The sequence below is a fragment of the Amycolatopsis sp. CA-230715 genome, assembly GCF_018736145.1.
In the GTDB taxonomy this organism is placed as follows: domain Bacteria; phylum Actinomycetota; class Actinomycetes; order Mycobacteriales; family Pseudonocardiaceae; genus Amycolatopsis.
Genome location: NZ_CP059997.1, coordinates 5080189 through 5100683, shown reverse-complemented (window position 1 = coordinate 5100683; position 20495 = coordinate 5080189). Strand labels below are relative to the sequence as shown.

At 70.7% G+C, this 20495-nt stretch carries 15 protein-coding genes, 1 tRNA gene and 1 riboswitch; of the genes, 3 read left to right on the top strand and 13 right to left on the bottom strand.

The window, feature by feature from the left end; genetic code table 11:
- Nucleotide 1: 1 nt before the first annotated feature.
- The 3 genes from tilS to dacB form a co-directional block, all read right to left on the bottom strand.
- Entirely contained in the window at nt 2–979 is a 978-nt protein-coding gene (gene tilS / locus HUW46_RS24540) for a tRNA lysidine(34) synthetase TilS (RefSeq protein ID WP_215549504.1), read from the bottom strand.
- Nucleotides 976–2034: a zinc-dependent metalloprotease gene (locus HUW46_RS24535; RefSeq protein ID WP_215549503.1), complete on the bottom strand. Its 1059-nt coding sequence runs from the start codon at nt 2032–2034 to the stop codon at nt 976–978. Before HUW46_RS24535 ends, tilS begins: the two co-directional genes overlap by 4 nt.
- Nucleotides 2035–2401: 367 nt before the next feature.
- Nucleotides 2402–4687, bottom strand: coding sequence for a D-alanyl-D-alanine carboxypeptidase/D-alanyl-D-alanine endopeptidase (dacB, locus tag HUW46_RS24530; RefSeq protein WP_215549502.1), 2286 nt, complete (start codon nt 4685–4687; stop codon nt 2402–2404).
- A 163-nt stretch (nt 4688–4850) separates the two neighbouring features.
- On the opposite strand from dacB, the gene HUW46_RS24525 reads away from it, so the two are divergent.
- On the top strand, nt 4851–5369 hold the full coding sequence (locus tag HUW46_RS24525; protein WP_215549501.1) for an inorganic diphosphatase: 519 nt from the start codon (nt 4851–4853) through the stop codon (nt 5367–5369).
- Between the two features lie 70 nt (nt 5370–5439).
- Here HUW46_RS24525 and HUW46_RS24520 read toward each other — a convergent pair whose 3' ends face one another.
- The 5 genes from HUW46_RS24520 to HUW46_RS24500 all read right to left on the bottom strand — a co-directional run bounded on the left by HUW46_RS24520 (nt 5440) and on the right by HUW46_RS24500 (nt 12609).
- A complete protein-coding gene (locus HUW46_RS24520; protein WP_215549500.1) occupies nt 5440–7092 on the bottom strand; it encodes an MDR family MFS transporter in 1653 nt (550 codons plus the stop codon).
- A 223-nt stretch (nt 7093–7315) separates the two neighbouring features.
- Entirely contained in the window at nt 7316–8584 is a 1269-nt protein-coding gene (glyA, locus tag HUW46_RS24515) for a serine hydroxymethyltransferase (RefSeq protein ID WP_215549499.1), read from the bottom strand.
- 19 nt (nt 8585–8603) lie between these two features.
- Nucleotides 8604–8681: riboswitch (ZMP/ZTP riboswitch) on the bottom strand.
- Between the two features lie 56 nt (nt 8682–8737).
- Nucleotides 8738–10747, bottom strand: a complete 2010-nt coding sequence (locus HUW46_RS24510; RefSeq protein WP_215549498.1) for an arabinofuranosyltransferase — start codon at nt 10745–10747, stop codon at nt 8738–8740.
- A 61-nt stretch (nt 10748–10808) separates the two neighbouring features.
- Nucleotides 10809–11339: a gamma carbonic anhydrase family protein gene (locus tag HUW46_RS24505; protein WP_215549497.1), complete on the bottom strand. Its 531-nt coding sequence runs from the start codon at nt 11337–11339 to the stop codon at nt 10809–10811.
- A 34-nt stretch (nt 11340–11373) separates the two neighbouring features.
- Nucleotides 11374–12609 carry a M14 family metallopeptidase gene (locus HUW46_RS24500; RefSeq protein ID WP_215549496.1) on the bottom strand — a complete coding sequence of 412 codons (1236 nt, stop codon included), beginning with the start codon at nt 12607–12609 and terminating at the stop codon, nt 11374–11376.
- A 152-nt stretch (nt 12610–12761) separates the two neighbouring features.
- On the opposite strand from HUW46_RS24500, the gene HUW46_RS24495 reads away from it, so the two are divergent.
- Nucleotides 12762–13202, top strand: coding sequence for a GreA/GreB family elongation factor (locus HUW46_RS24495; protein WP_215549495.1), 441 nt, complete (start codon nt 12762–12764; stop codon nt 13200–13202).
- 72 nt (nt 13203–13274) lie between these two features.
- Here the strand turns inward: HUW46_RS24495 and HUW46_RS24490 are convergent.
- A tRNA-Thr gene (locus tag HUW46_RS24490) sits at nt 13275–13348 on the bottom strand.
- 138 nt (nt 13349–13486) lie between these two features.
- On the opposite strand from HUW46_RS24490, the gene HUW46_RS24485 reads away from it, so the two are divergent.
- Entirely contained in the window at nt 13487–15148 is a 1662-nt protein-coding gene (locus HUW46_RS24485) for a hypothetical protein (protein ID WP_215549494.1), read from the top strand.
- A gap of 157 nt (nt 15149–15305) precedes the next feature.
- On the opposite strand, the gene HUW46_RS24480 is transcribed toward HUW46_RS24485, so the two are convergent.
- The 4 genes from HUW46_RS24480 to HUW46_RS24465 all read right to left on the bottom strand — a co-directional run bounded on the left by HUW46_RS24480 (nt 15306) and on the right by HUW46_RS24465 (nt 20442).
- On the bottom strand, nt 15306–16526 hold the full coding sequence (locus HUW46_RS24480) for a DNA polymerase III subunit delta' (protein ID WP_215549493.1): 1221 nt from the start codon (nt 16524–16526) through the stop codon (nt 15306–15308).
- Nucleotides 16523–18649 (bottom strand): bifunctional MFS transporter/dTMP kinase, encoded by a 2127-nt coding sequence (locus HUW46_RS24475; protein WP_254126524.1) that lies wholly within the window; start codon nt 18647–18649, stop codon nt 16523–16525. Before HUW46_RS24475 ends, HUW46_RS24480 begins: the two co-directional genes overlap by 4 nt.
- Before the next feature lie 167 nt (nt 18650–18816).
- Nucleotides 18817–19410 (bottom strand): hypothetical protein, encoded by a 594-nt coding sequence (locus tag HUW46_RS24470; RefSeq protein WP_254126522.1) that lies wholly within the window; start codon nt 19408–19410, stop codon nt 18817–18819.
- 219 nt (nt 19411–19629) lie between these two features.
- Nucleotides 19630–20442 carry a hypothetical protein gene (locus tag HUW46_RS24465; RefSeq protein ID WP_215549491.1) on the bottom strand — a complete coding sequence of 271 codons (813 nt, stop codon included), beginning with the start codon at nt 20440–20442 and terminating at the stop codon, nt 19630–19632.
- Nucleotides 20443–20495: the final 53 nt, after the last annotated feature.

Below are 20495 nucleotides of genomic sequence, written 5' to 3'. Positions count from 1 at the left end.
GTCAATCCCCTTTGGTGGTGGTGAATGCGGGAAGCACGCTCAGCCTGCCATGCGCCCGCCGCGCCACCAAGTCGCCCGGCAGCCCCACCCCGCCCTGTCCGCGCCAGCGGCCGACGAGCTCGTCCACCGACCGCAAATGCGCGTCCGTCAGCTCTTTGACGCCCGCATCCAGCAGCCATCGGCGCAGGACACGGCGCCGGAGCGCGGGCGGCAACGGCTCCAGCTCACCCACTGCGAGCTGGCCGTCCTCGGCGGTAATCCCCCGCGCGAGTGTGTCCAATGCCTCACTGTCCTCGCGCAGCTGGGTCGCCGTCCGCGCGAGCGCGGCCGCGACGCCGCCGTTGAGGACGTCCTCGAGCAGGGGCAGCACCTCGTGGCGCAAGCGGACCCGTGTGAACCGAGACTCCGAGTTGTGCGGGTCTTCCCAAGGCGTCACGCCCAGCTCCGCGCACGCCGCGACCGTCGTCTCGCGAGGGACGTCGAGAAGCGGGCGACCCCACGGCGGATCCAGCGGGCGCATGCCCGCCAGGGAGCGGGGCCCCGAGCCGCGGCCGAGGCCCAGCAGCACGGTTTCGGCCTGGTCGTCGCGGGTGTGGCCGAGCAGGATCAGCGCGCCGGGTGGTGCGGCCGCCCGCAGCGCCGCGTACCTGGCCTTCCTCGCCGCCGCCTCGGGGCCGCCTCGGCCGCCAACCTCGACCGTCAGCACCTCTGCCGATTCGAGGCCCAGCTCGCGCGCGGTTTTCGCCGCCGTCTGGGCGATTTCGGCGGATCCTTCCTGGAGGCCGTGATCGACGATTAGCCCGCGAACTGCGCGCTGCAGCCGACGCCCGGTGAAGGCGGCCGCCTCCGCGAGCGCGAGCGAATCGGCGCCGCCGGACACCGCGACAACCACCTCGCCCCGCGGCCAGGACGGGTCGGCCAGCCGGTCCCGCACGGCCTTGCGGACCCGCGCGAGCGCCGGATGCGGTGCGCCGCTCACCCGTGGACCCGGCGCACCCAGCTCTCCGGAGCCGAGATCTCGGCGCGGGTCGGCAGCGTGTTGGGGGAAGTCCACACCGCGTTGAACCCGCTCATGCCGACCTCGTCCACCACCTGCCTGGTGAACGCGGCACCCTGCGCGTACTGGCGGATCTTCGCGTCGACGCCGAGCAGGCTCCGCAGCAACCGGTCCAGCAGGCTGCCGCCGTTGCGGCGCGCGGTGAACCGCGCGCGGATGGTCTCGACCGACGGCACCACGCTCGGACCCACCGCGTCCATCACGTAGTCCGCGTGGCCTTCGAGCAGCGTCGACAGCGCCAGCAGGCGATCGAACACCTCGCGCTGCTTCGGCGACTGCAGCAGATCGGCCAGCGCCAGCGAGCCCTCGGCCTTGGCCCGCTTCGCCTGCCGCAGCGTCTCCGGCAGGTTCGTCACCAGTTCCGTGATGCCATCGGCGTCGGCACCGGTGAGCCCGCCGACCAGTCGCTCGACCTCGTCGGTGAAGTAGTCCCGCAGCCAATCGACCGCGGTGAACTGCAGCCGGTGCGTGCACTCGTGCAGGCACACCCACAACCGGAAATCGGTACCGGGCACCTTCATCGCGCGCTCCGCGGTCACCACGTTCGGCGCCACGAGCAGCAGCCTGCCTTCGCGGTCCTCGCCGCCGAACGGGTCGTACTGGCCGAGCACCCGCGACGCGAGAAACGCCAGCACCACACCCGTCTGCACCCCGGCGCCACCCGCGAGCACCGGCGCGAACGGCCCGCGCTGCACGTCGCCGAGGGCCTTGCCGGTCAGCGCGTCCAGCCCGGCCGCCGCCGACCGCACCCAGCCGGGCCGGTCCACCACCGTGCCCGGCAACAGGGGCAGTCCCGCGCCGAGCCCGGTCAGCTCCCGCACGTGCGCCTCCGCGTCGATCGTCAGATCGCGCAGTTCGACGACCGCCCGCTCCGCCTCGTCGCGCGGCACCGTCGGCCCGCCGCGCGCGAGGAACGCCCCGGTCGACGCGGCAAGGGACCAGTCGACGATCGGCCTGCCCTCGGTCTTCGTGCTCATCCCTCGAAAGTACTGGACTCTTTATCGGGCGGCTGAATTCGCGCTGCCAGGGCGCGGCGCCTGTGGTGAGGCGCCGGTTGGTCGCGGGGTGCGCCCTGCCATCGCGAATTCAGAGGGCCTTGGCGGCCCTGCGCCCGACTGCACGCTCCCGGCGCGCGGGGCGCGCCGGATCGCAGTTGTGGCTGGGTTGGGAGTGGCCGCGCCTTCGGCGCGGACCTCGCGGCACTCGGGGGTAGGCGGGCGAGTGGGTTTCGGTAGGCGCGCGGCTTGGGGGCCGCTTAGTGCATTTAGCGGGCTAAACGTTGTCGGCGGGTGCGCTGGGGGCATGGGGGTCCCTGAGTGCGTTTAGCGGGCTAAATGTCGCGGTTTAGGTGCAGCCGCAGGTTTTTAGTTTGGCGGCGATCGCGTCGAGTGCCTTCCGGCTGGGGTCGGTCGATCCGCCGTTCGACATCAGCGCGAACACCAGGACCCTGCCGTCCTTGTCCAGGACGACGCCGGCGAGCGTGTTGACCCCCGACAGCGAACCGGTCTTGGCGCGCACCCAGCCCTTGCCCCCCGACGAGTTCGGGTCGGCGTAGCGGGACGCGAGCGTGCCCGTGCCACCCGCCACCGGCAGCCCGACGAGGATCGGCCGCAGCTTCGCCGAACGCTCGTCCTTGCCCTCCGGCGCGGCCGCGGCACCGACGATCTCGGCGAGCACCTTCGACGGAACTTTGTTCAAAGTGGACAGTCCGCTGTTGTCGGACAGCTCGACGCCGGTGAGGTCGAAGTTGTGCTGCTTCAACACATCCAGCGTCGCGGCCGCGCCGCCTTCGAACGTGGCGGGCTTGCCGGTCGCGATCGCGGTCTGGCGCGCCACGGCGTCGGCGAGCGTGTTGTCCGATGCCTGCAGCAGCTGGCTGACGAGCTCCGTGATCGGCGCCGACTTCACCTCGCCGAGCACCTTCGCGCCCTGCGGCGCCGTGGCGTTCATCGTGCCCGCCACGTTCGCGCCGAGCCGATCGGCGAACTGCTTGGCCAGATCGGCGGCGGGATTGGGCGTGCGCGCGGAGTGGTCGTCGCTCGGATCGAGCCTGCCCGCGTCGAGCATCGCGGGCACCATCGACGCGGTGTACGTCGGCACGTCGCCCGCCGCGAGGCCGGGGGCCGTGGTCGGTCCCGAGAAGAGCGACAGGTCGATCTGGACGTTCTTGATCCGCCCGCCGGACGCGTTCTTCACCTGCGAGACGAGGTCGTCGAGATGCGCGCCGCCGGGGTAGAGGGGGTCCTTTCCCTTCGGCAGCGAAGACAACGTGACGTCCCCGCCGCCGACGATCACGGCCGTGTCCGGCGAAGCCCCCTGCACGACCTTCGTGGAGATCTGCTTGCCGTGGTCGATCGCGAGCAGCGCGGCGGCGGTGGTCAGCAGCTTCGTGGTCGACGCCGGGGTCAGCGGCTGGCCGGGATCGCGGTTCCACAGCGTCGTGCCGGTCGCCGGGTCGAGCACGCTCCCGGTGAGCGTGCCCAGCGCGGAGTTGCCCGCGGGCCCGGCGAGCGCCGCCTGCACGGCGGCCGGGGTCGGTGCCGCCTTGCTGGTGTCGGGTGCCTTCAGCTGCAGCGCGACGGGCACGGGCGACGGTTCCGGGCCCTTCGGCGCGTTGGGCGCCCACGGCAGCGCGAGCCGGTTGGACACCACGGGCAGCGCGAGCGCCACGCCGACCGCGATCACCAGTACCAGCGCGAGCGAACCGATCAGCAGGCCACGCCGCTTCCGCTTCTTCGGCGGCACGTCCGGCCCCGGCTCGGCGGCCGGCGGCGGCGCGGGCGGCTCCGCACCCGTGGTCGCTTCGGCGGGACGGAGCTCGCCCGACGGTTCGATTCGGACCGGAAGGGCATGCGGTGCGGGCGGCACCGGGGGCAGCTGCTGCGGAGGCGGCCCGTCGGCACGGCGCTCGTCCTGGCGCGGCTGCGGCGGCCGCACCGGCAGCTGCTGGGTTTCGCGCTCGGGAAACTCTTCGCGCTGGCCGGGCGTCTCTTCGGGCCGCTGCCAGACCGGGCGGGGCTGATCCGGCTGCGGCTGTTGGTGCGGCTGCCGCGGCCAGCTTTCGACGGGCAGTTCCTGGGTTTCGCGCTCGGGATACGCTCCTTGTCGCCCGCCGCGATCGCCCGGATGCCCGCTGTCGTCGCCGAGATCGGGGTTCAGCGACGCCGGACGCCTCGGCCGCACCTGCGGCTGCTCGAATTCCCGCGGCGGCTGCGGCTGGCTCGGCGCGCGCTCACCTGGCGCGGCGGGCGGCTGCTGCCCGAGCGGCGGCGCGGAGGCGAACCAGTCCTTCTTCCCGAAGTCCTGCTGGTCCCTCGGCGGCTGCGGTTGCGGGGGCGGTGGAGGCGGCGGGACGGGCGCCGACGCCGGTTCGGGCTGGTGACCGGGGGTGAAGAGCGACCCGGCCGAGCGGTCCGGCCGCTGGGGCTCCGAGGCGGGCTGGAACAACGACGCCGGCCGCGCTTCGCGTTCCTCGGGCTGCTTCGGCCGCTCGATCCACGCCGTCTGCGACTCCGAAAAAGTGACCTTCCGCACGGGCAGCTGTGCGGTGCTGCCCGCATCGGCCTCGCGCGCGCCGTCGCCACCGTCCGAATCATCGGACGGCCACAGCGGTTCTTCCTGCTCGGGCACGCGCCCTCCCGGTACGTACGAGGTCTTGACAGGGGTGAGGTCAATACGACATCCGTGCGACTTCACCGCGGTGCGTAGTCCACACTAGTGAAGTCAAAACAAGCGAAACGGTGAGCCGCCCACGACGCGTGGCAGCCCTTGACTTCAGAGCAGCGAGGACGGCGTGGAATTCGACGTCACGATCGAAATCCCCAAAGGGGAACGCAACAAGTACGAAGTGGACCACAAGACGGGGCGCATCAAGCTCGACCGCACCCTGTTCACGGCCACCCAGTACCCGGCCGACTACGGGTTCATCGATGACACCCTCGGCCAGGACGGCGACCCGTTGGACGTGCTGGTCCTGGTGCAGGAGCCGACCTTCCCCGGGTGCCTGATCCGCTGCCGCGCGATCGGGATGTTCCGGATGACCGACGAGAAGGGCCCCGACGACAAGGTGCTCGCCGTGCCGTCGGACGACCCGCGCCTGGAGCACCTGCGCGACATCCACCACCTGAACGAGTTCCACAAGCTCGAGATCGAGCACTTCTTCCAGGTGTACAAGGACCTTGAGCCCGCGAAGAGCGTCGAGGGCTCCGCCTGGGTCGGCCGCGTGGAGGCCGAGGCCGAGATCGAGCGGTCGTACGAGCGCGAGAAGGACCGGCTGGCCAAGGAGGCCGTCGACGGTCCCGCGGAGCACTGAGCTCTCTCCTCACGAAGAAGGCCCTTCACCTGGCTGGTGAAGGGCCTTCGTTCGTTTCCGGGACGTGGCGTCAGCCCGCCAGCGCCAGCTCTGCCTTCGCCGCGTCCTCTTCGGCACGCTGCTCCAGCGCGGACTTGTCGGAGAGCGGGTTCTCCTTGAGCAGCCACACCAGCGCGAAGCCCGCGGCCAGCACAACGCCACCGACCAGGAAGACCGTGCTCATCGAGCTCGAAAAGCCTTCCAGGATCGGGCGCGCCAGCACCGGGTCGAGACCGGACAGGAACGACGTGTCGTTGATGTCCATACCGCCGGCCATCTTCCGCGTGAACTCCGGGTGCGCGGCCAGTGCCGCGACGTAGGAGGGGCTCGCCATCGCCGAGCGGATCGCGGCCGCGATCCGGTCGCCGACCACTCCGAACAGGATCGACATGAAGACCGCGGTGCCCGCGGTGCCGCCGATCTGCCGGAAGAACGTCGCGGACGAGGTGGCCACGCCGATGTCGCGGGCGGGGACGTCGTTCGTCGCGGCCAGCTGCAGCGTCTGCATCGAAGCGCCGAGACCGAGGCCGATCAGGAACGCGATCGCCATCACGACCGCCATCGGGGTGTCCACGCCGATCGTGGCGAGCAGGAACAGCGCGGCCGACATGACGCCGAGCCCCGCCACCGCGAACGCCTTGTACCTTCCGGTCCGCGAAATCACCCTGCCGCTGGTCAGGCTGGCGATCATGATCCCCAGCGTCAGCGGGAGCATCTGCAGCCCGGCCGCGGTCGGCGTCGCGCCCTTGACGATCTGCAGGTACAGCGGCAGCGACATCATCGCGCCGAACATGCCGACGCCCTGGACGACCGTGACCAGCGTGGCCACCCGGAACACCGGCCGCTTGAACAGGCGGAGCGGGAGCAGCGCGGCGTCGCCCATGCGGCGCTCCTGCCAGATGAACGCGGCGACGCCCAGCGCGCCGATGGCGTACATGACCAGCGAGGCAGCCGATCCCCAGCCCCATTCGCGGCCCTGCTCGGCCACGATCAGCAGCGGGACGAGCCCGGCGGTCAGCGCCACCGCGCCCCAGTAGTCGACCTTCTGCGCGACGCGGGTGTGCGGGATGTTCAGCACCTTGCTCACCACGACCAGCGCGGCGAGCGCGATCGGCACGTTGACCAGGAAGACCCAGCGCCAGCCGGTGATGCCCGCGAAGGAGTCGAGACCGGCGAAGAAACCGCCGACGACCGGGCCCGCGACGCTCGAAATGCCGAACACGGCCATGAAGTAGCCCTGGTACTTGCTGCGCTCGCGCGGCGCGGTGATGTCGCTGATGATCGCCAGCGCCAGCGACATCAGGCCACCCGCGCCGAGGCCCTGGAAGGCGCGGAACGCGGCCAGCTCGTACATCGACCCCGCCATCCCGCTGGCCAGCGAACCGGCCAGGAACAGCGAGATCGCCGTCAAGTACATGGGTTTGCGGCCGTAGAGGTCGGACAGCTTGCCGTACAGCGGCGTCGACAGGGTCGCGGTGATGAGGTATGCGGTCGTCGCCCACGCCTGCAGGCTCTGGCCGTGCAACTCGTCGGCGATCGTCTTCATCGCCGACGACACGATCGTCTGGTCGAGCGCGGCGAGGAACATGCCGAGCATCAGCCCGGACAGCACGGTCAGGATCTGGCGGTGGGACAGCCTGCCCTTCGTAGCGGCTCCTCCTTCCGCCGTGGTGGTTTCGCTCATGGGGCCCTCCAAAGACTCGGCGCAGTTGCTTGTAGACGTCAACTACTTGATGAGTGCAAGTGTTCCCCGAAAGCTTGTATCGAGCAAGCAACTTCCCTGTGACCCTGCTCTCGCCGAGCGCGTTTAGCCCGCTAACTGCACTCCGCGGGCGACCGGGCGGGAGGGGCTGGACGCACGAGGGCCCCGGTGAGCAGCGCTCACCGGGGCCCTCGGAGGCGGAGCGTCAGACGGTGTAGCCCGGGATCGGGAAGGACGCCAGTAGCTCGCGGATCTCGGCCGCGATCGCGGGCAGTGCCGCCTCGTCGTCCTTCGCGACGGCGGCGACCGTGCGGTCGATCCACTCGGCGACCTGGGTCTGATGCTCGGGCCGCAGCCCGCGCGTGGTGATCGCGGCGGTGCCGAGCCGGATGCCGGACGGGTCGAACGGCTTGCGCGGGTCGAACGGCACGGTGTTGTAGTTCAGCTCGATGCCGGCACGGTCCAGCGCCTGCGCCGCGGGCTTGCCCGCGACGCCCTTGTTCGTCAGGTCGATCAGCAGCAGGTGGTTGTCGGTGCCGCCGGACACCAGGTCGTAGCCGCGCTCGACGAGCGCCTCGGCGAGTGCCTTCGCGTTGGCGACGATGGCGTGCGCGTATTCGGCGAACGACGGCTTCGCGGCCTCGCCGAGCGCCACCGCGATCGCCGCGGTGGTGTGGTTGTGCGGTCCGCCCTGCAGCCCGGGGAACACCGCCTTGTCGACGGCCTTGGCGTGCTCGGCGTCGGAGAGGATCATCGCGCCGCGCGGCCCGCGCAGGGTCTTGTGCGTGGTCGTGGTGATCACCTGGGCGTGGCCAACCGGCGACGGGTGCGCGCCGCCCGCGACCAGCCCCGCGATGTGCGCGATGTCGGCGACCAGCACGGCGTCGACCTCGCGGGCGATCTCCGCGAAGGCGGGGAAGTCGATGGTGCGCGGGATCGCGGTGCCGCCCGCGAAGATCAGCTTCGGCCGGTGCTCGCGCGCGAGGTCGCGCACCTGGTCGAGATCGACGCGGCCGGTCTCCTTGCCGACGCCGTAGCGCACGGGCGTGAACCACTTGCCGGTCGCGGACACGCTCCAGCCGTGCGTGAGGTGCCCGCCGTCGGGCAGCGCCATGCCGAGCACGGTGTCGCCCGGCTTGGCGAACGCCAGGTAGGCGGCGAGGTTCGCGGGAGAACCGGAGTATGGCTGCACGTTGGCGTGGTCGACACCGAACACGGACTTCGCCCGCTCGATCGCCAGTGTCTCGACCTGGTCGATGAGCTGCTGGCCTTCGTAGTAGCGCTTGCCCGCGTAGCCCTCGGAGTACTTGTTCGTGAGCACGGTGCCGGTGGCTTCGAGCACCGCCTGCGAAACGTAGTTCTCCGACGCGATGAGCCGGATCTTTTCGTGCTGCCGCTTGGCTTCGTCCTCGACGAGCCCGGCGATCTCCGGGTCGGCGGCGGCGAGTGTCGGGATGGCGGGCTGATGGCTCATGGGCGTTCTCCTGCCGTTCCGGCGGCACCCAGGCGCGCGGTGCCTGCTCGTCGTCCGCTCCCCGGTGGTGCTCCACCTCGATGCGCCAGTCGCTGCTGCGCCCGGATTGTATCGGTGACCGGGCACGTGGCCAGTGCGCCCGGTCACCGGGAATCAAGCCGGGTGCGAACGCCCGATGACCGCGAACGGGCCGACGTTTTCGCGGTGGAAGCGCGGGCCGTCGAACAGCTTCGCCGGGAACGACACGGTCCGGTACCCGATGTTCTCCATACCCGGGTACAGGTCGAACGTCAGCGTCAAGGTCAACGAGTCGCCGTCCTTCCGCAGCACGAACACGTCCGGTGCGCGGAACCTGCTCGAATCCAGCAGACCGGCCAGCTCGGCCGACGATCCGGCGTTGGCCCACGCGTCGATCTCCGCGGCGCGCGCGTTGTAGTCCGCGAGCGGGTTGGCCCAGCCGGAGATCGTGGTCTGGAAGCCGTAGTACGGGCGCACCGAGAGCAGGTCGTTGAACGCGGTGAGGACCACCGGCTTCTTCCCGCCCATGCTTTCGACCGTGCTCGCGAGCTTCGGCAGGTAGTAGCCGTCCTTCTCCGGGTCGCGATGGCCGTGCGCGTTGGTGCCGGTCAGGTCGTAGTCCGCGAACGCGGAGTAGAGGAACCCCGGCATGAGCGGGACCTTGTCCGCGGTCTGGGTGCCGGACACCACGCACAGCAGCGCGAGCACGCCCGCGACGGCGTTGCGGCCGGTGACCCGGCTCGGCGTGGTCCACGACGGGGTGGGCACGTGGTCGAAGAGGTGGCCGAACCGCGGGAGCACCCAGCGCAGCAGCTCGACGCCGGCGAGCACGCCCGCGCACCACAACGTCACCTCGAGCAGCGGCTCGATCCGGAACGGCAGCAGCGTCAGCTGGCGCACGCTCGCCAGCATCGAAAGCGCGTACCAGGCGTAGCAGAGGGCCGCGAGCCCGGCGAGGACGCGCGCGGCGACCGAACGGCGCCACGCGAACATCAACCAGCCCGCGCCGAACAGGCAGATCACGCCCGACACCGAAGCCTGGAACATCGGCAGCGGGAACTCCGCGCCGTTCTCCGGCAGGTAGCGCAGCGCGGTGCTGCCCTCCGGCTGGTGGGTCACCATCGCGGCGAGGTACGGCACCCAGGCCGCCGCGACGAACGGCAGCGCGAACAACCCGATCCCCACCAAGCGCGCGATTAGCCTGCGAAACGTGACCCCGGCGGGAGCCAGCCGTCTGGTCCGCGAGGTGAGGAAGGCGGCCACCGCGAAGGCCACCAGCAGGAACAGGAAGAAGCCGAACACCAGCGTGTACACCGCGCCCGCGATGCCGAGGAACACCCCGACCACGGCCATCGGCACCAGCACCTCGGCCTTGTCCGCCCGCTCGCGCACCGCGCCCTTGAACAGGGCCCAGGCGATGAACACGAGCGGCGGCAGCAACGCCAGCAGCGCCCACGAGTACGGCTCGTAGACCGGGCCGCGCAGCCCGACGATCGTGGTGGCCAGCGCCAGCAGCAGCGCGGTCCGCCTGCTGACGACGGCGCTCCACAGCACGAACGCCGCCGCGGCCGCAGCCGCGATCGTCACAATCGCGAAGGGCTGGTACGCCTCCCAGCCCTCCAAGCCGAGGAGGTTCGCGAAGCGGCCGCCGACCCAGAACCAGCCCGCGGGGTAGAACGGCGGCAGCCCGGCGTAGTTCAGGTCCGCGAGCGAAGCGGAGTCGGTGAGCCGTTCGAGGTACTGCACCCTCGTCGTCTGGTCCCAGGCGAGCCCGCCGAGGTAGAGCTTGCTCCCGGCGAGCGAGAAGGAAAGCCACAACGTGCCGACGGTGCCCGGCAGGACCCACGAGGCGACGGTCGCCCATCGCGGCCATTTCGCCCGCACGGCGAGGAACAGGATGACCGCCGCCACGGCCGCGATGCTGAACGCGGAGAGCGCGGCCGGCAGGAACGAAGCGGTCGGCAGATGCAGCTTTCTGACCGCGAACTGCGCCAGGAGGCTCACCACCGCCGCGACAACGACGGCGATCGGCAACTCGGCGAAGACCCGCCGCACCCTGGCCGTTTCGGCAACCGCTCCGGGCTCCGTGGTCGGGTCCAGCGGGCGGGTGCCGGTGGTCACGTTCGGGGCACGGGGAGTGGACATGCCCGGATTATCTCGGCCGGTGCGCGGCCGCCGCACGGACGGGCGTCGACGGTGACGTGACTCACTCCGGGACGTCGAGCCGCTCGACGCCTTCGGCGTGCCGCCGGGCGAGGTGCTGGTAGACCTCCGCGTTGTGCTCCACCCACACCCGCGCCGAATCCGTCATCGGCACGTGCTTCTTGGCCGGGCTGCCCATCGCGATCACCTCGTCCGGCACCACCGAACCCGGCGTCACCGTGGCACCGGCGGCGACCAGCGCCTTCGCCCCGATCCGCGCCTTGTCCAGCACCGTGGACCCGTTGCCGATCAGCGCCTGCTCGCCGATGGTGCAGTCGTGCACCAGGCACTGGTGCCCCACCGTGACGTTCTTCCCGATCTCGCACACGCCGTCGTTGACGTGGACCACGGAGTTGTCCTGGATGTTCGCGCCCTCGCGGACGACGATCCGGCCGAAGTCCGCGCGCAGCACGGCGCCGTACCAGACGGACGCGCCGGCCTCGACGACCACGTCACCGATCAACGTGGCCGTCGGGGCGATCCAGGCGTCGGGGTGCACAGAGGGGCGCAGGCCCTCGAAGGAGAAGATCGGCATGCGAGCACCCTAGGCCGCCCGCACGCCGATCCGCTCAGCCGATGGCCGCGTTGACGATCAGGTCGACGGCTTTGTCATTGCGGGTCGTCTCCCGGCCGATGACTTCGTCCGGCGGGTAGAAGCCGGGGTTCGCCCCGCGCGGGTACATCTCGAAGGTGTAGCTGAGGATCTTGTGCTCGAACCACATCCAGTCGTTGACCGAGCCGTCGGTGATGTACAGATCGCTCGACTGCTCCGGGGTGTAGCCGTTCGTCCCCGCCATCTGCCTGCCGAGGCTCGCGAACCGCTGCGCCTCGGCCGCGGTCATGCCCGGCGCGGTGTCGTCGTAGGTGTACCCGTATGGCCACAGCACGAGTTCGGAATAGGTGTGGAAATCAATGTGCGTCTTGATCTGCTGCACACCGCCGACCTTGTGCGACGAGACCCAGTTCGCTACCGCCTTCGGTTCCGGTGCCGAGAATGCGGCCGTGCCGCGGTAGGTCTCGCTCGACGGGCTGCCGCTGGAACCGCCGCAGCAGCCCCATTTGTAGCCCCAGTTCCGGTTGGTGTCGGTGCCCTGGCCCTGCCGGTTCTTGCGCCACATGTGATAGCGGCCGCCGGAGATGTCGTACTCGGAGCCATCCGGGTTCACACTCGGCAGCACGAAGATCTCCGTGGAGTCCACCATCCGCTTGATCGCGGGATCGGTGGCGTAGCCGTTGGTCAGCCGCTTCACGATGTGCAGGCACATCTCGGTGGTGAGGTGCTCGCGCGCGTGCTGGTTGCAGGTGAAGAGCACTTCGGGTTCGTTCTCGTCGGTGGCCGCGTTGTCGCTGATCTTGATCACCCGGAGATCGCGTCCCTCGTACGACTTCCCCGCGCTCGAAAGCGCGGTGATCGACGGGTGGTCCCGTACGGTCTGCTGCAGTTCCGCACCGGTCTCGGCGTAGGTGTGGTAACCCTCGTCCCCGGCGGGGAAATCCGCCGCGACCGCGAACGGGCCCGCGGACGACGGCGCCGCCTGTCCGCGCGCTTCGAGCCGGAAACCCTTGGCGCGCAACGACTTCGCCTGCGCATCGGTCGCGATCACCGTGGTGGCGGCGTCGGACGCGGACAGCACGTCCACGCCGGACCCGGCGACCTCGGTGCGCAACTGGGGTGAACCCGTGCCCAGCACGTCGTAGACGGTCCTGCCTTCGCCGGGCTGCGCGCCCGCGGGAACGGTGGCCGCGGTCGTCACTACGAGGGTGAGCGCCGCGAGGGCGGCCAGCACTGTTCGTCTCCTGCGCATCTTTCTCTCCTCGCTTCGGTTGGCCGCACTCCCCAGCCAGGATGGACACAGTGCGCATACCGAACAATCCGTACCGCTACGGATTTAAAGGTGCGCTACGCATCACTCGCGCATCGGTGGCGCGGCCCCGCGGGTCGTCGGACACTCGGGGAATGGGATCCCGACTGAGCGCACAGGCGCGCCGCGAACTGGAAGAAGAACTGACCCGGCTGCGGGCGCAGCGGGCTTCCAACGCGAGCTCCGTGGACGAACGCGGTATGGCCGGCGACAGCGCGGACCAGGCCGACGTGCTGGAGCGGTCGGAACACCTGGCGTGGCTGGACCGCCGGATCACCGAGATCACCGAACTGCTCACCTACGGCCCGGCGGACAACGGCTTCTTCCCCGACGGCACCACCGTCAAGCTCCGCTACGACGACGGGGACGAGGAAACGCTGCGCCTGATGACCGTCGCGGGCGAGGAGGGCGAACTCACCGCGGACAGCCCGCTCGGCAAGGCACTCCAAGGCGCCTCGAAGGGGGACGACATCAGCTACCAGACGCCGGGCGGCACGGTCACCGCCAAGGTGCTGGCGCTCGACCCGCCCGAGTGAGCGGCGCCGATCGGGTGAAAACACTGTCATGAGAAAGGGCCCTCCGCGAATCGCGGAGGGCCCTTTTTGCGGAGCCGCCTAGGGGAATCGAACCCCTGACCTGTTCATTACGAGTGAACCGCTCTGGCCGACTGAGCTAAGGCGGCGCAGCGCGTCGGTGACCCGCGCTGACGGAGAACAGTGTAGCGGTAGGCCCGCGCGTCACTTCTCGGACCCATTGTCGTTAGCCTCCTATGACGCCGGTCACCCCCGGGCCGGCACACGTCTTCAGGAGGACCCCACCTATGCGCGGACGCCTGCCCCGCACGCTGGCTCTCCCCGTGACGGCAGCGATGCTCGCGCTGTCCGCCACACCGGCGCTCGCCGACACGACCATCCCCACCACGCCGATCCCGCAGCCCGCGAACCCCGGCCAGGCGCCCATCTCGTCGCCGTCCCAGCCGCAGCCGCTCGGGCACGCGGTCGGCGAGGCGGGCACGGCGCTGGGGATGCTGCGCCTGCTGCCCAACGCGGTGACCACCGGCGCGATCCTGCCCGGTGTCGGCGAGCAGTTGCCGAAGCAGTCCGCCCTCGAAGGCGGCGTCGGCCTGTCCAGCGCGCAAGCGAACTCGGAGTCGTACCTCACCTACGAACGCTCGATCGCGCAGGCGACCCCGTTCGGCCTCTCCATCGCCGGGAACAGCCCGCAGGCGCCGGGCAGCCTCGCCCAGACCGCGCTGCCCGACAACCCGCAGCCGGTCAGTGGCGGCCTCAACGCGCCGAAGAACCCGCTGCTGAACATCGGGCTGCTGAACGGCAGCGCGCACGCGCGGTGGAGCGACACGCTCGGCCCGTGCGTCGACACGATCTCCGACGCCAGCACCTCGGTCGCGAACCTTTCGCTGCTGAACGTGATCCCGTCGCTGAGCGGCATCTCGCTCGACCAGCTCAACCTGCCGAACGGCGCCAAGGTCGAGAAGGGCCTCAACCCGACGAACCCGTTGAGCGCGCTCGGCGGGCTGCTTTCCGGCGGTGGGCAGACCCAGGCGCAGGGTTCGCTGGTGAACGTGCCGAACGCGCTTTCCTCCCGCTCGGTCGTGAAGCTCGTCGACATGCCCGGTACGAAGAACAAGGCGGTCGAGTCCACCTCGACCATGCAGGCGGCGAAGGTCGACATCCTCGGTGGCCTGTTCTCCGTGGCCGTGGCGAGCCAGCCGACGCTGAAGGTCACCTCGACCGGCGACGCGAAGACCTCGAAGGTCGACTACACCGCGCCGGTGCTGAAGCTCATGAGCGGCGGCAAGGAACTGTTCACCTTCGATGCGAGCAAGCCCGCCGAGATCCCGCTCGGGCTGCCGCTCAGCGGCCTGCTGGAAGCGCAGAAGGCCGGTACGGACCAGCTCAAGAACGTGCCGGTCGTCAACGGGCTCGTCGACCTGGTCGGCGGCGGCCTCAAGCCGCTGACCGACGCGGCCAAGAACTTCGTGCTGGACCTCGGGGTGCTCCGGCTGAGCGTGGCGGGCCTCGACAAGAAGGGCGCCGACATGACGACGCCCTTCAAGGGCTATCAGCTCGGTGCCTCGGCTCGCCTGCTCGACGTGCAGGTACTCCCCACTGTCGGGCTGAAGAACCTGCTGCCGAAGAACGTCGCGGATGGGCTGCCCTCGTCGCTGGCTCAGCTTTCCCTCGGTGAGCAGGTGGCCAGGGCCTACGCACCGGCCGGTGGTGTGCAGTGCGGCACCACGAAACCCCCGGCGCCCGCGCCCGGTGGCGGCCAGCAGCCCGGTGGCGTGCCCAAGAACCTGGCCTACACCGCCGGCGCGTACTCGGCGGTGCCGCTGTTCTGGTCCGGCACGGCGATGCTGCTCGTCGGCGTCGTGCTCGTCGCGGCCATGCCCGGCCGCCGTCGCCGTCCGGTCCCGGTGACCCAGCGCCCGTTCAAGCCGTCACCGCGCCCGCGGGACTGACCTGACCGGATACCCCCAGGGTGGCCGCCCGCGACCAGCTCGCGAGCGGCCACCCTTCTTTTCGGCTCGGCGCAGTTCGCGGGCTAAACGCGCTCCGGGCCCCCAGCCGGGCGCGCGGCGTCGGCCTGCATTTAGCGGGCTAAATGTCGTCCGGGGGTCAGCCTTGGCGGAGGGCGGTGACCATGGCTTCCACGGCGATGCGGGGCTTCACGTTCCACAGGATCGCTTCCCGGCAGGCGAGGACGGCTTCGAGGCGGCGCAGGGTGGATTCGGGGGTCCACTGTGCCGCGGCGGAGGCGACTTCCGACGCGTGGTCCGGGTGGTTCAGCACGGACTTCGCTCCACTGGAGGCCACCAGCACGTCGCGGTAGAAGCCGGCGAGGTCGACGAGCGCGAGGTCGAGGGTGTCCCGCTGGGTCCGGGTCGCGCGGGACTTCTGGCGCTTCTCGAGCGCTTTCACGGCCGCCTCGGCCGCCCGCTTCGCGGACGCGACACCCTTGCCGGTGCCGTCGCCGCCCATCGCGGTCCGCAGCTCCGAGCGCTCGCTCTCGTCGCGGGACTTGCTCTCCTCGGTGGCGTCCGCTTCGGCCGCCGAGATCAGTTCCTCCGCACACGTGAACACGTCACCGGGACGCCGGAGACCGAGCGGGATGCGCAGCACGGCCGCCCGGCGCTTGCGCGAGCTTTCGTCCATCGCCAGCCGCCTGGCCCGGCCGATGTGCCCGCCGCAGACCGACGCGGCCCACTCGGCGAGCTGGGGTTCGACGCCGTCGCGTTCGGCGAGCACGCGGGCGATCGCCTCGGCGGGCGGGGTCCGCAGCGTGACGAGGCGGCACCGCGAGCGGATCGTGACGGACACGTCCTCCGGGTGGTCCGACGGCGCGCACAGCAGGAACACGGTGCGCTCCGGCGGCTCCTCCACGGCCTTGAGCAGCGCGTTCGAAGCGCCTTCGGTGAGCCTGTCGGCGTCCTCGATGATCACGACCTGCCACTGGCCCGTGGTCGGCTTCCGCGCCGCGGCCTGCACCAGCGCGCGCATCTCCGCGACCGAGATCGACAGGCCCTCCGGCACCACAAGCTTGACGTCCGCGTGGGTGCCGGCGAGCGCGGTGTGGCATCCGGTGCAGCCGCCGCAGCCGGTCCCGGTGCTGCACTGCAGCGCGGCGGCGAACGTGCGCGCCGCGACCGAACGGCCCGACCCGGGCGGTCCGGTCAGCAGCCAAGCGTGCGTCATCGCGCCCGCTGTCACGGGCTCGCCGTCGACGATGCGCGCGGCCGCGGTCGCGGCGGACGCGAGCATCTCGATCGCGGGCTCCTGGCCGACGAGCTGGGACCAGACACCGGCACGGAGGGGCGCGGTGACGGTGGGACCGGTCATTTCGAGTCCGCCTCGGGGGTTGGGTCGACGGTGGCCAGCACGGGTTCGGGCGGGACCAGCCCGCCGCGCCTGCCCGCGAACACCGCCCGTACGGCGGTGCGCACGCGCTCGGCGACCTCGTCGTCGGTGCCCTCGGCGTCGACGACGACGTAGCGGTCCGGATCGGCCGCCGCCATTTCGGCGAGCAGGTGCTGCACGCGCCAGTGCTGGTCGGCGGTGCGGGTGCCGGGAAGCTCCTGGCCGGGATCGGCGTCGAGCAGCACGGTGACGTCCGGCCGCAGCCTTCCGGTCGCCCAGTCGGCGAGGCCTTCGAGCTCCTCGACGTCCAGCCCGGCGACGGCGGACAGGTGCGCGAACGGCGAGTCGACGAAGCGCTCCATCACCACGATGGCCCCGGCGTCGAGCGCGGGCTGGATGTCGCGCTCCACGATGTCCGCGCGCACCGCCGCGGCCGCCAGCGCCTGCGCTCGCGCGCCGGACAGGGAAGCACCGGACACCAACGTTTCGAGCCGTTTGTCGTCGAGCGCGGGGTCCGCCGCGAGCACAACGGCGCGCGGGCCGTCGCGCAACCACTCGGCGAGCCTGCTGGCCTGCGTGGCGGTATCGGTCGCCGTGGTGCCTTCCAGCGCGATCAGCAGGCCGTTCACGCGACGCGGCCGCCTGCGGATGGCGTTGCGGAGGTCGGCGAGGATCGGCTCGGCGCGCCGGGAATCCATCTGCCGGTAGGCGATCACGCCGAGCAGCGCGGCGAACAGGCCGCCGACGAGCATCACCGGCCGGGTGCCGTCGATGCGGATGGGGTTGCCCCACACGTTCACGTCGTGCGGGCGGACGAGGCCGATCAGCAGCGGGACCGCCGCGGTCGAGCCGAAGACGACCAGTTTCAGCATCGACTGGTACATCGCGTTGACCCGGCCGCGGATCGAGTCGTCGACCTGCGAGCCGATGATCGTGACCCCGGTGAGGAAGGCGGCACCGGCGCACGCACCGACGACGGCCACGGTGACCAGCGAGATCGCCAGGTGCGGCGACAGCGCGACGAGGACCAGCGCGAGCCCGGCGACCACGATCGCGGCACCGAAGAGCCGGTCGTGCGGCAGCCGCCTGGCCAGCTTGGGCGCACCGGCCAGCCCGACGACCAGCCCGGCGAACACCGCCACCACGAGCCAGCCGAACGCGGAGTCACCCGCCAGCAGGCTCGACGAGTACGGCTTGGCCGACCCGATCACCGCGCCACCGGCCGCGAACGCCCCGAACGCGCCGATGAGCAGGCCGCGCACGAGCGGGGTGGTGCGGATGAACCTGGCCGCCTCGCCGAACCTTCCGCGCAGCCCCGTTCCCTCGCCGGTGGCCGCCTCCTTGGCTGCCTTCTTTTCGGCCTTGGTCGGCCTGGCCTCGCGCTCCTTCGCCGCGTCGGTGCCGTGCACGTCGCGCAGCGAGAGCTCCGGGATCCTGGTGAGCAGGATGAGCCCGCTGGCCAGGTACAGCAGCGAAATGATGATCACTACGACCTTGGCGAACCCGAGCGGGCCGAGCAGTGTCGGCGAGATGTGCAGCGTCGGGCCGATGTAGGTGATGATCCCGTACAGCCCGCCCGCGGTGATCACCGCGAACCCGTAGGTCATCACCATGCCGAGCTGGTTCGCCGTCTCGACCTGGTCCGGCCTGCGCAGCAGGTTCGGCACCGCGGCGTCCTTCGCCGGGATCCACATGATCGCGCTGGCGCTGGCCAGGAAGTTCGCGATGTAGAGCCAGAGCCCGTTGCCGACGAACGCGATCGACAGCAGCAGCCCGCAGCGCGCCAGATCGGCGAAGAACATCACCTTCCGGCGGTCGAACCGGTCCGCGAGGACACCGCCGACCGGCGCGAACAGCAGGCCAGGGAGGATGCCGGTGAGCAGCACGCCGGTGAAGGCGAAGTTCTGCGCCATGTAGTTCTCGGTCAGCTTGGTGACCATGCCGGTCAGGCCGAGGATGGTCAGCCAGTCGGCGACGCTGCAGAGGTAGGTGACGCCCCAGAGCCTGCGGAAGGAGCGGATCGCGAGCACGCGGCGCACGCGGTAGATCGTGGACGCGCCGGACACCGCCGACGCCTCCGCGCCGGCGGTAGCTCCCCCAGGCACGCCCTCGCTGATCGGCTCCACCCCAACTCGTCACCGCTGCGCTGGTCAGCGCAGTGCCGACGAACGCGCAGGCGGGCCCGTCGACCTGCCGTCAGGGTATCGCTGTCCGGCGCCGCGCACCGGTGGCGGGGGTCCGCCGAACGGGGCAGCCCGGCGGGGTGAGGAGATCAGTTGAACAGGCCGGTGATGCTGTCGATCAGGCTGGACACCATCTGGATGGCGAGTACCCCGAACACCACGAGCAGCACCACGGCGAGTATCACTCCGGCCGATCCCGCCGACGGCTTCGGGGCCTTGAGCGAGACGTTCGGCTTGAACTTCGCGATCTTGCCCGCGCGCTGGACCATCCGCTGCCCCGGCCGCAGAACCTGGCGGGCGGGCCAGGTCCGCTGCTGCGGCAGCATGCCGAGGGGGTCCCCCGGCGCGGTACCCGCCGGCTGCTGCTCCGGAAGCGGCGCCGGGCCCTGCAGCGGCACGGCGACGTCCTCCGCCGCTTCGCCCGGCTGCTCCGCGGTGATCGCGGGCAGTTGGCCGGTGTCCTCGGCGAGCGTCGAATCCACCATCGCCCTGACCGCGTCCACATCCGGCTGCACCGGCGTCACGACCTTGACCGGCTCGAACCTGTCCTGGTCCGCGAAATCCGAACCGGAGGAGACCAAACCGGAGAGCGGATCGGTGAACGCGGTGTCCGGCTTGGCTTCCTGGGTGCCATCGCTGTCGAACGGCGCGCCGTATTCGCCGTTGTCCTTGGCGGGACTCATGGTGACCACCTTTTGCTGGCCTGGGTTTCCCGTTCCAGGGTAGTGACTTCCCCGCGCACCGCATCCGCCCATCGGGCATCACCGGGGTTACGCTGCGCAAGGCATCGCGTTGGGCCGTTCGGTCCGAACCCGGTGACACTGCGTGAAAGTCGCTTCGGGACCGTCCTCAATGGATCGACCGGAAGAGTGATCGCCGTCACTGCGCTCCGTGCGGTTTCGTCAATCCTGTTCGCGCCCTCCCATCGCCAGTTCGAGGCACACGTCGATCCAGCCCGCGAGCGCCTCGGCGCTGAACTCGCACAGCACGAGCGAGCAGTCCGAAGGGTCGCCCTCGCCCTCGGTGTCGTGCACCGCGAGCGCGTACCGGCCGAGATCGTTGTCGATCACCGCGAACCCGTGGCGCGGGTACTCGGCGAACACGGTGCCGAACGCCATCAGGTCGAGCAGGATCGTGCCGGTGCGCGGGCGGGCGAGCATCTCCCGCACGGCCTCGGCCTTGCGCCGCTGGCCCACCGGGACCACGCCTTCGCGCCCGGCGCGGATCCGGATCGCCTTGCTGTGCCCAGCGGGATGCTCCGGCAGCAGCTCGGCGATCTTGTCCGGCAGCTCCTCGAACAGGCTGCCGCGGATCGACACCGTGCCGTCGCCCCGCCAGTACCAGAGGATGCCCGCCTCTTCGTCGGCGTACGCCCTGATGTCCAACGGGGACGGCGCGTTCTCGTGCACCCCGCTGAGCACCGACCTGACCGGCCCCTTGAGCATGACCGAATAGACGCGGCGCCCCGTTTCGTTGAGCACGCCGTGCTCGCCGATCCCCATTCTCGCCATGGAATCGGCCAGGTCGAGATAGCGCTCCGCCTCCGCGACGAGATCGGCCGGATCGGCGGACCCCACGTCGAGCTTGCCGATGTCCTCGTCGCGGATTTCGGGGTTGTACAAGTCTTCCACGCCGGCGCGCCGGGGCACCGCCTCGAGCACCGGGCGGACGGCGTCCTCGAACAGATCGAACACGGTTACTGGGTTCTCTGCCACGAGAACAGTAGACCGCACCCCACCGACAGTTTTCGTCGAACAGGTGTTCGCGC

Bases quoted from the DNA above. Each gene is read 5' to 3' on its own strand.
- HUW46_RS24535 (WP_215549503.1), bottom strand. From the start codon at position 2,034: ATGAGCACGAAGACCGAGGGCAGGCCGATCGTCGACTGGTCCCTTGCC.
- HUW46_RS24520 (WP_215549500.1), bottom strand. From the start codon at position 7,092: ATGAGCGAAACCACCACGGCGGAAGGAGGAGCCGCTACGAAGGGCAGG.
- glyA (WP_215549499.1), bottom strand. From the start codon at position 8,584: ATGAGCCATCAGCCCGCCATCCCGACACTCGCCGCCGCCGACCCGGAG.
- HUW46_RS24510 (WP_215549498.1), bottom strand. From the start codon at position 10,747: ATGTCCACTCCCCGTGCCCCGAACGTGACCACCGGCACCCGCCCGCTG.
- HUW46_RS24505 (WP_215549497.1), bottom strand. From the start codon at position 11,339: ATGCCGATCTTCTCCTTCGAGGGCCTGCGCCCCTCTGTGCACCCCGAC.
- HUW46_RS24500 (WP_215549496.1), bottom strand. From the start codon at position 12,609: ATGCGCAGGAGACGAACAGTGCTGGCCGCCCTCGCGGCGCTCACCCTC.
- HUW46_RS24495 (WP_215549495.1), top strand. From the start codon at position 12,762: ATGGGATCCCGACTGAGCGCACAGGCGCGCCGCGAACTGGAAGAAGAA.
- HUW46_RS24485 (WP_215549494.1), top strand. From the start codon at position 13,487: ATGCGCGGACGCCTGCCCCGCACGCTGGCTCTCCCCGTGACGGCAGCG.
- HUW46_RS24480 (WP_215549493.1), bottom strand. From the start codon at position 16,526: ATGACCGGTCCCACCGTCACCGCGCCCCTCCGTGCCGGTGTCTGGTCC.
- HUW46_RS24470 (WP_254126522.1), bottom strand. From the start codon at position 19,410: ATGAGTCCCGCCAAGGACAACGGCGAATACGGCGCGCCGTTCGACAGC.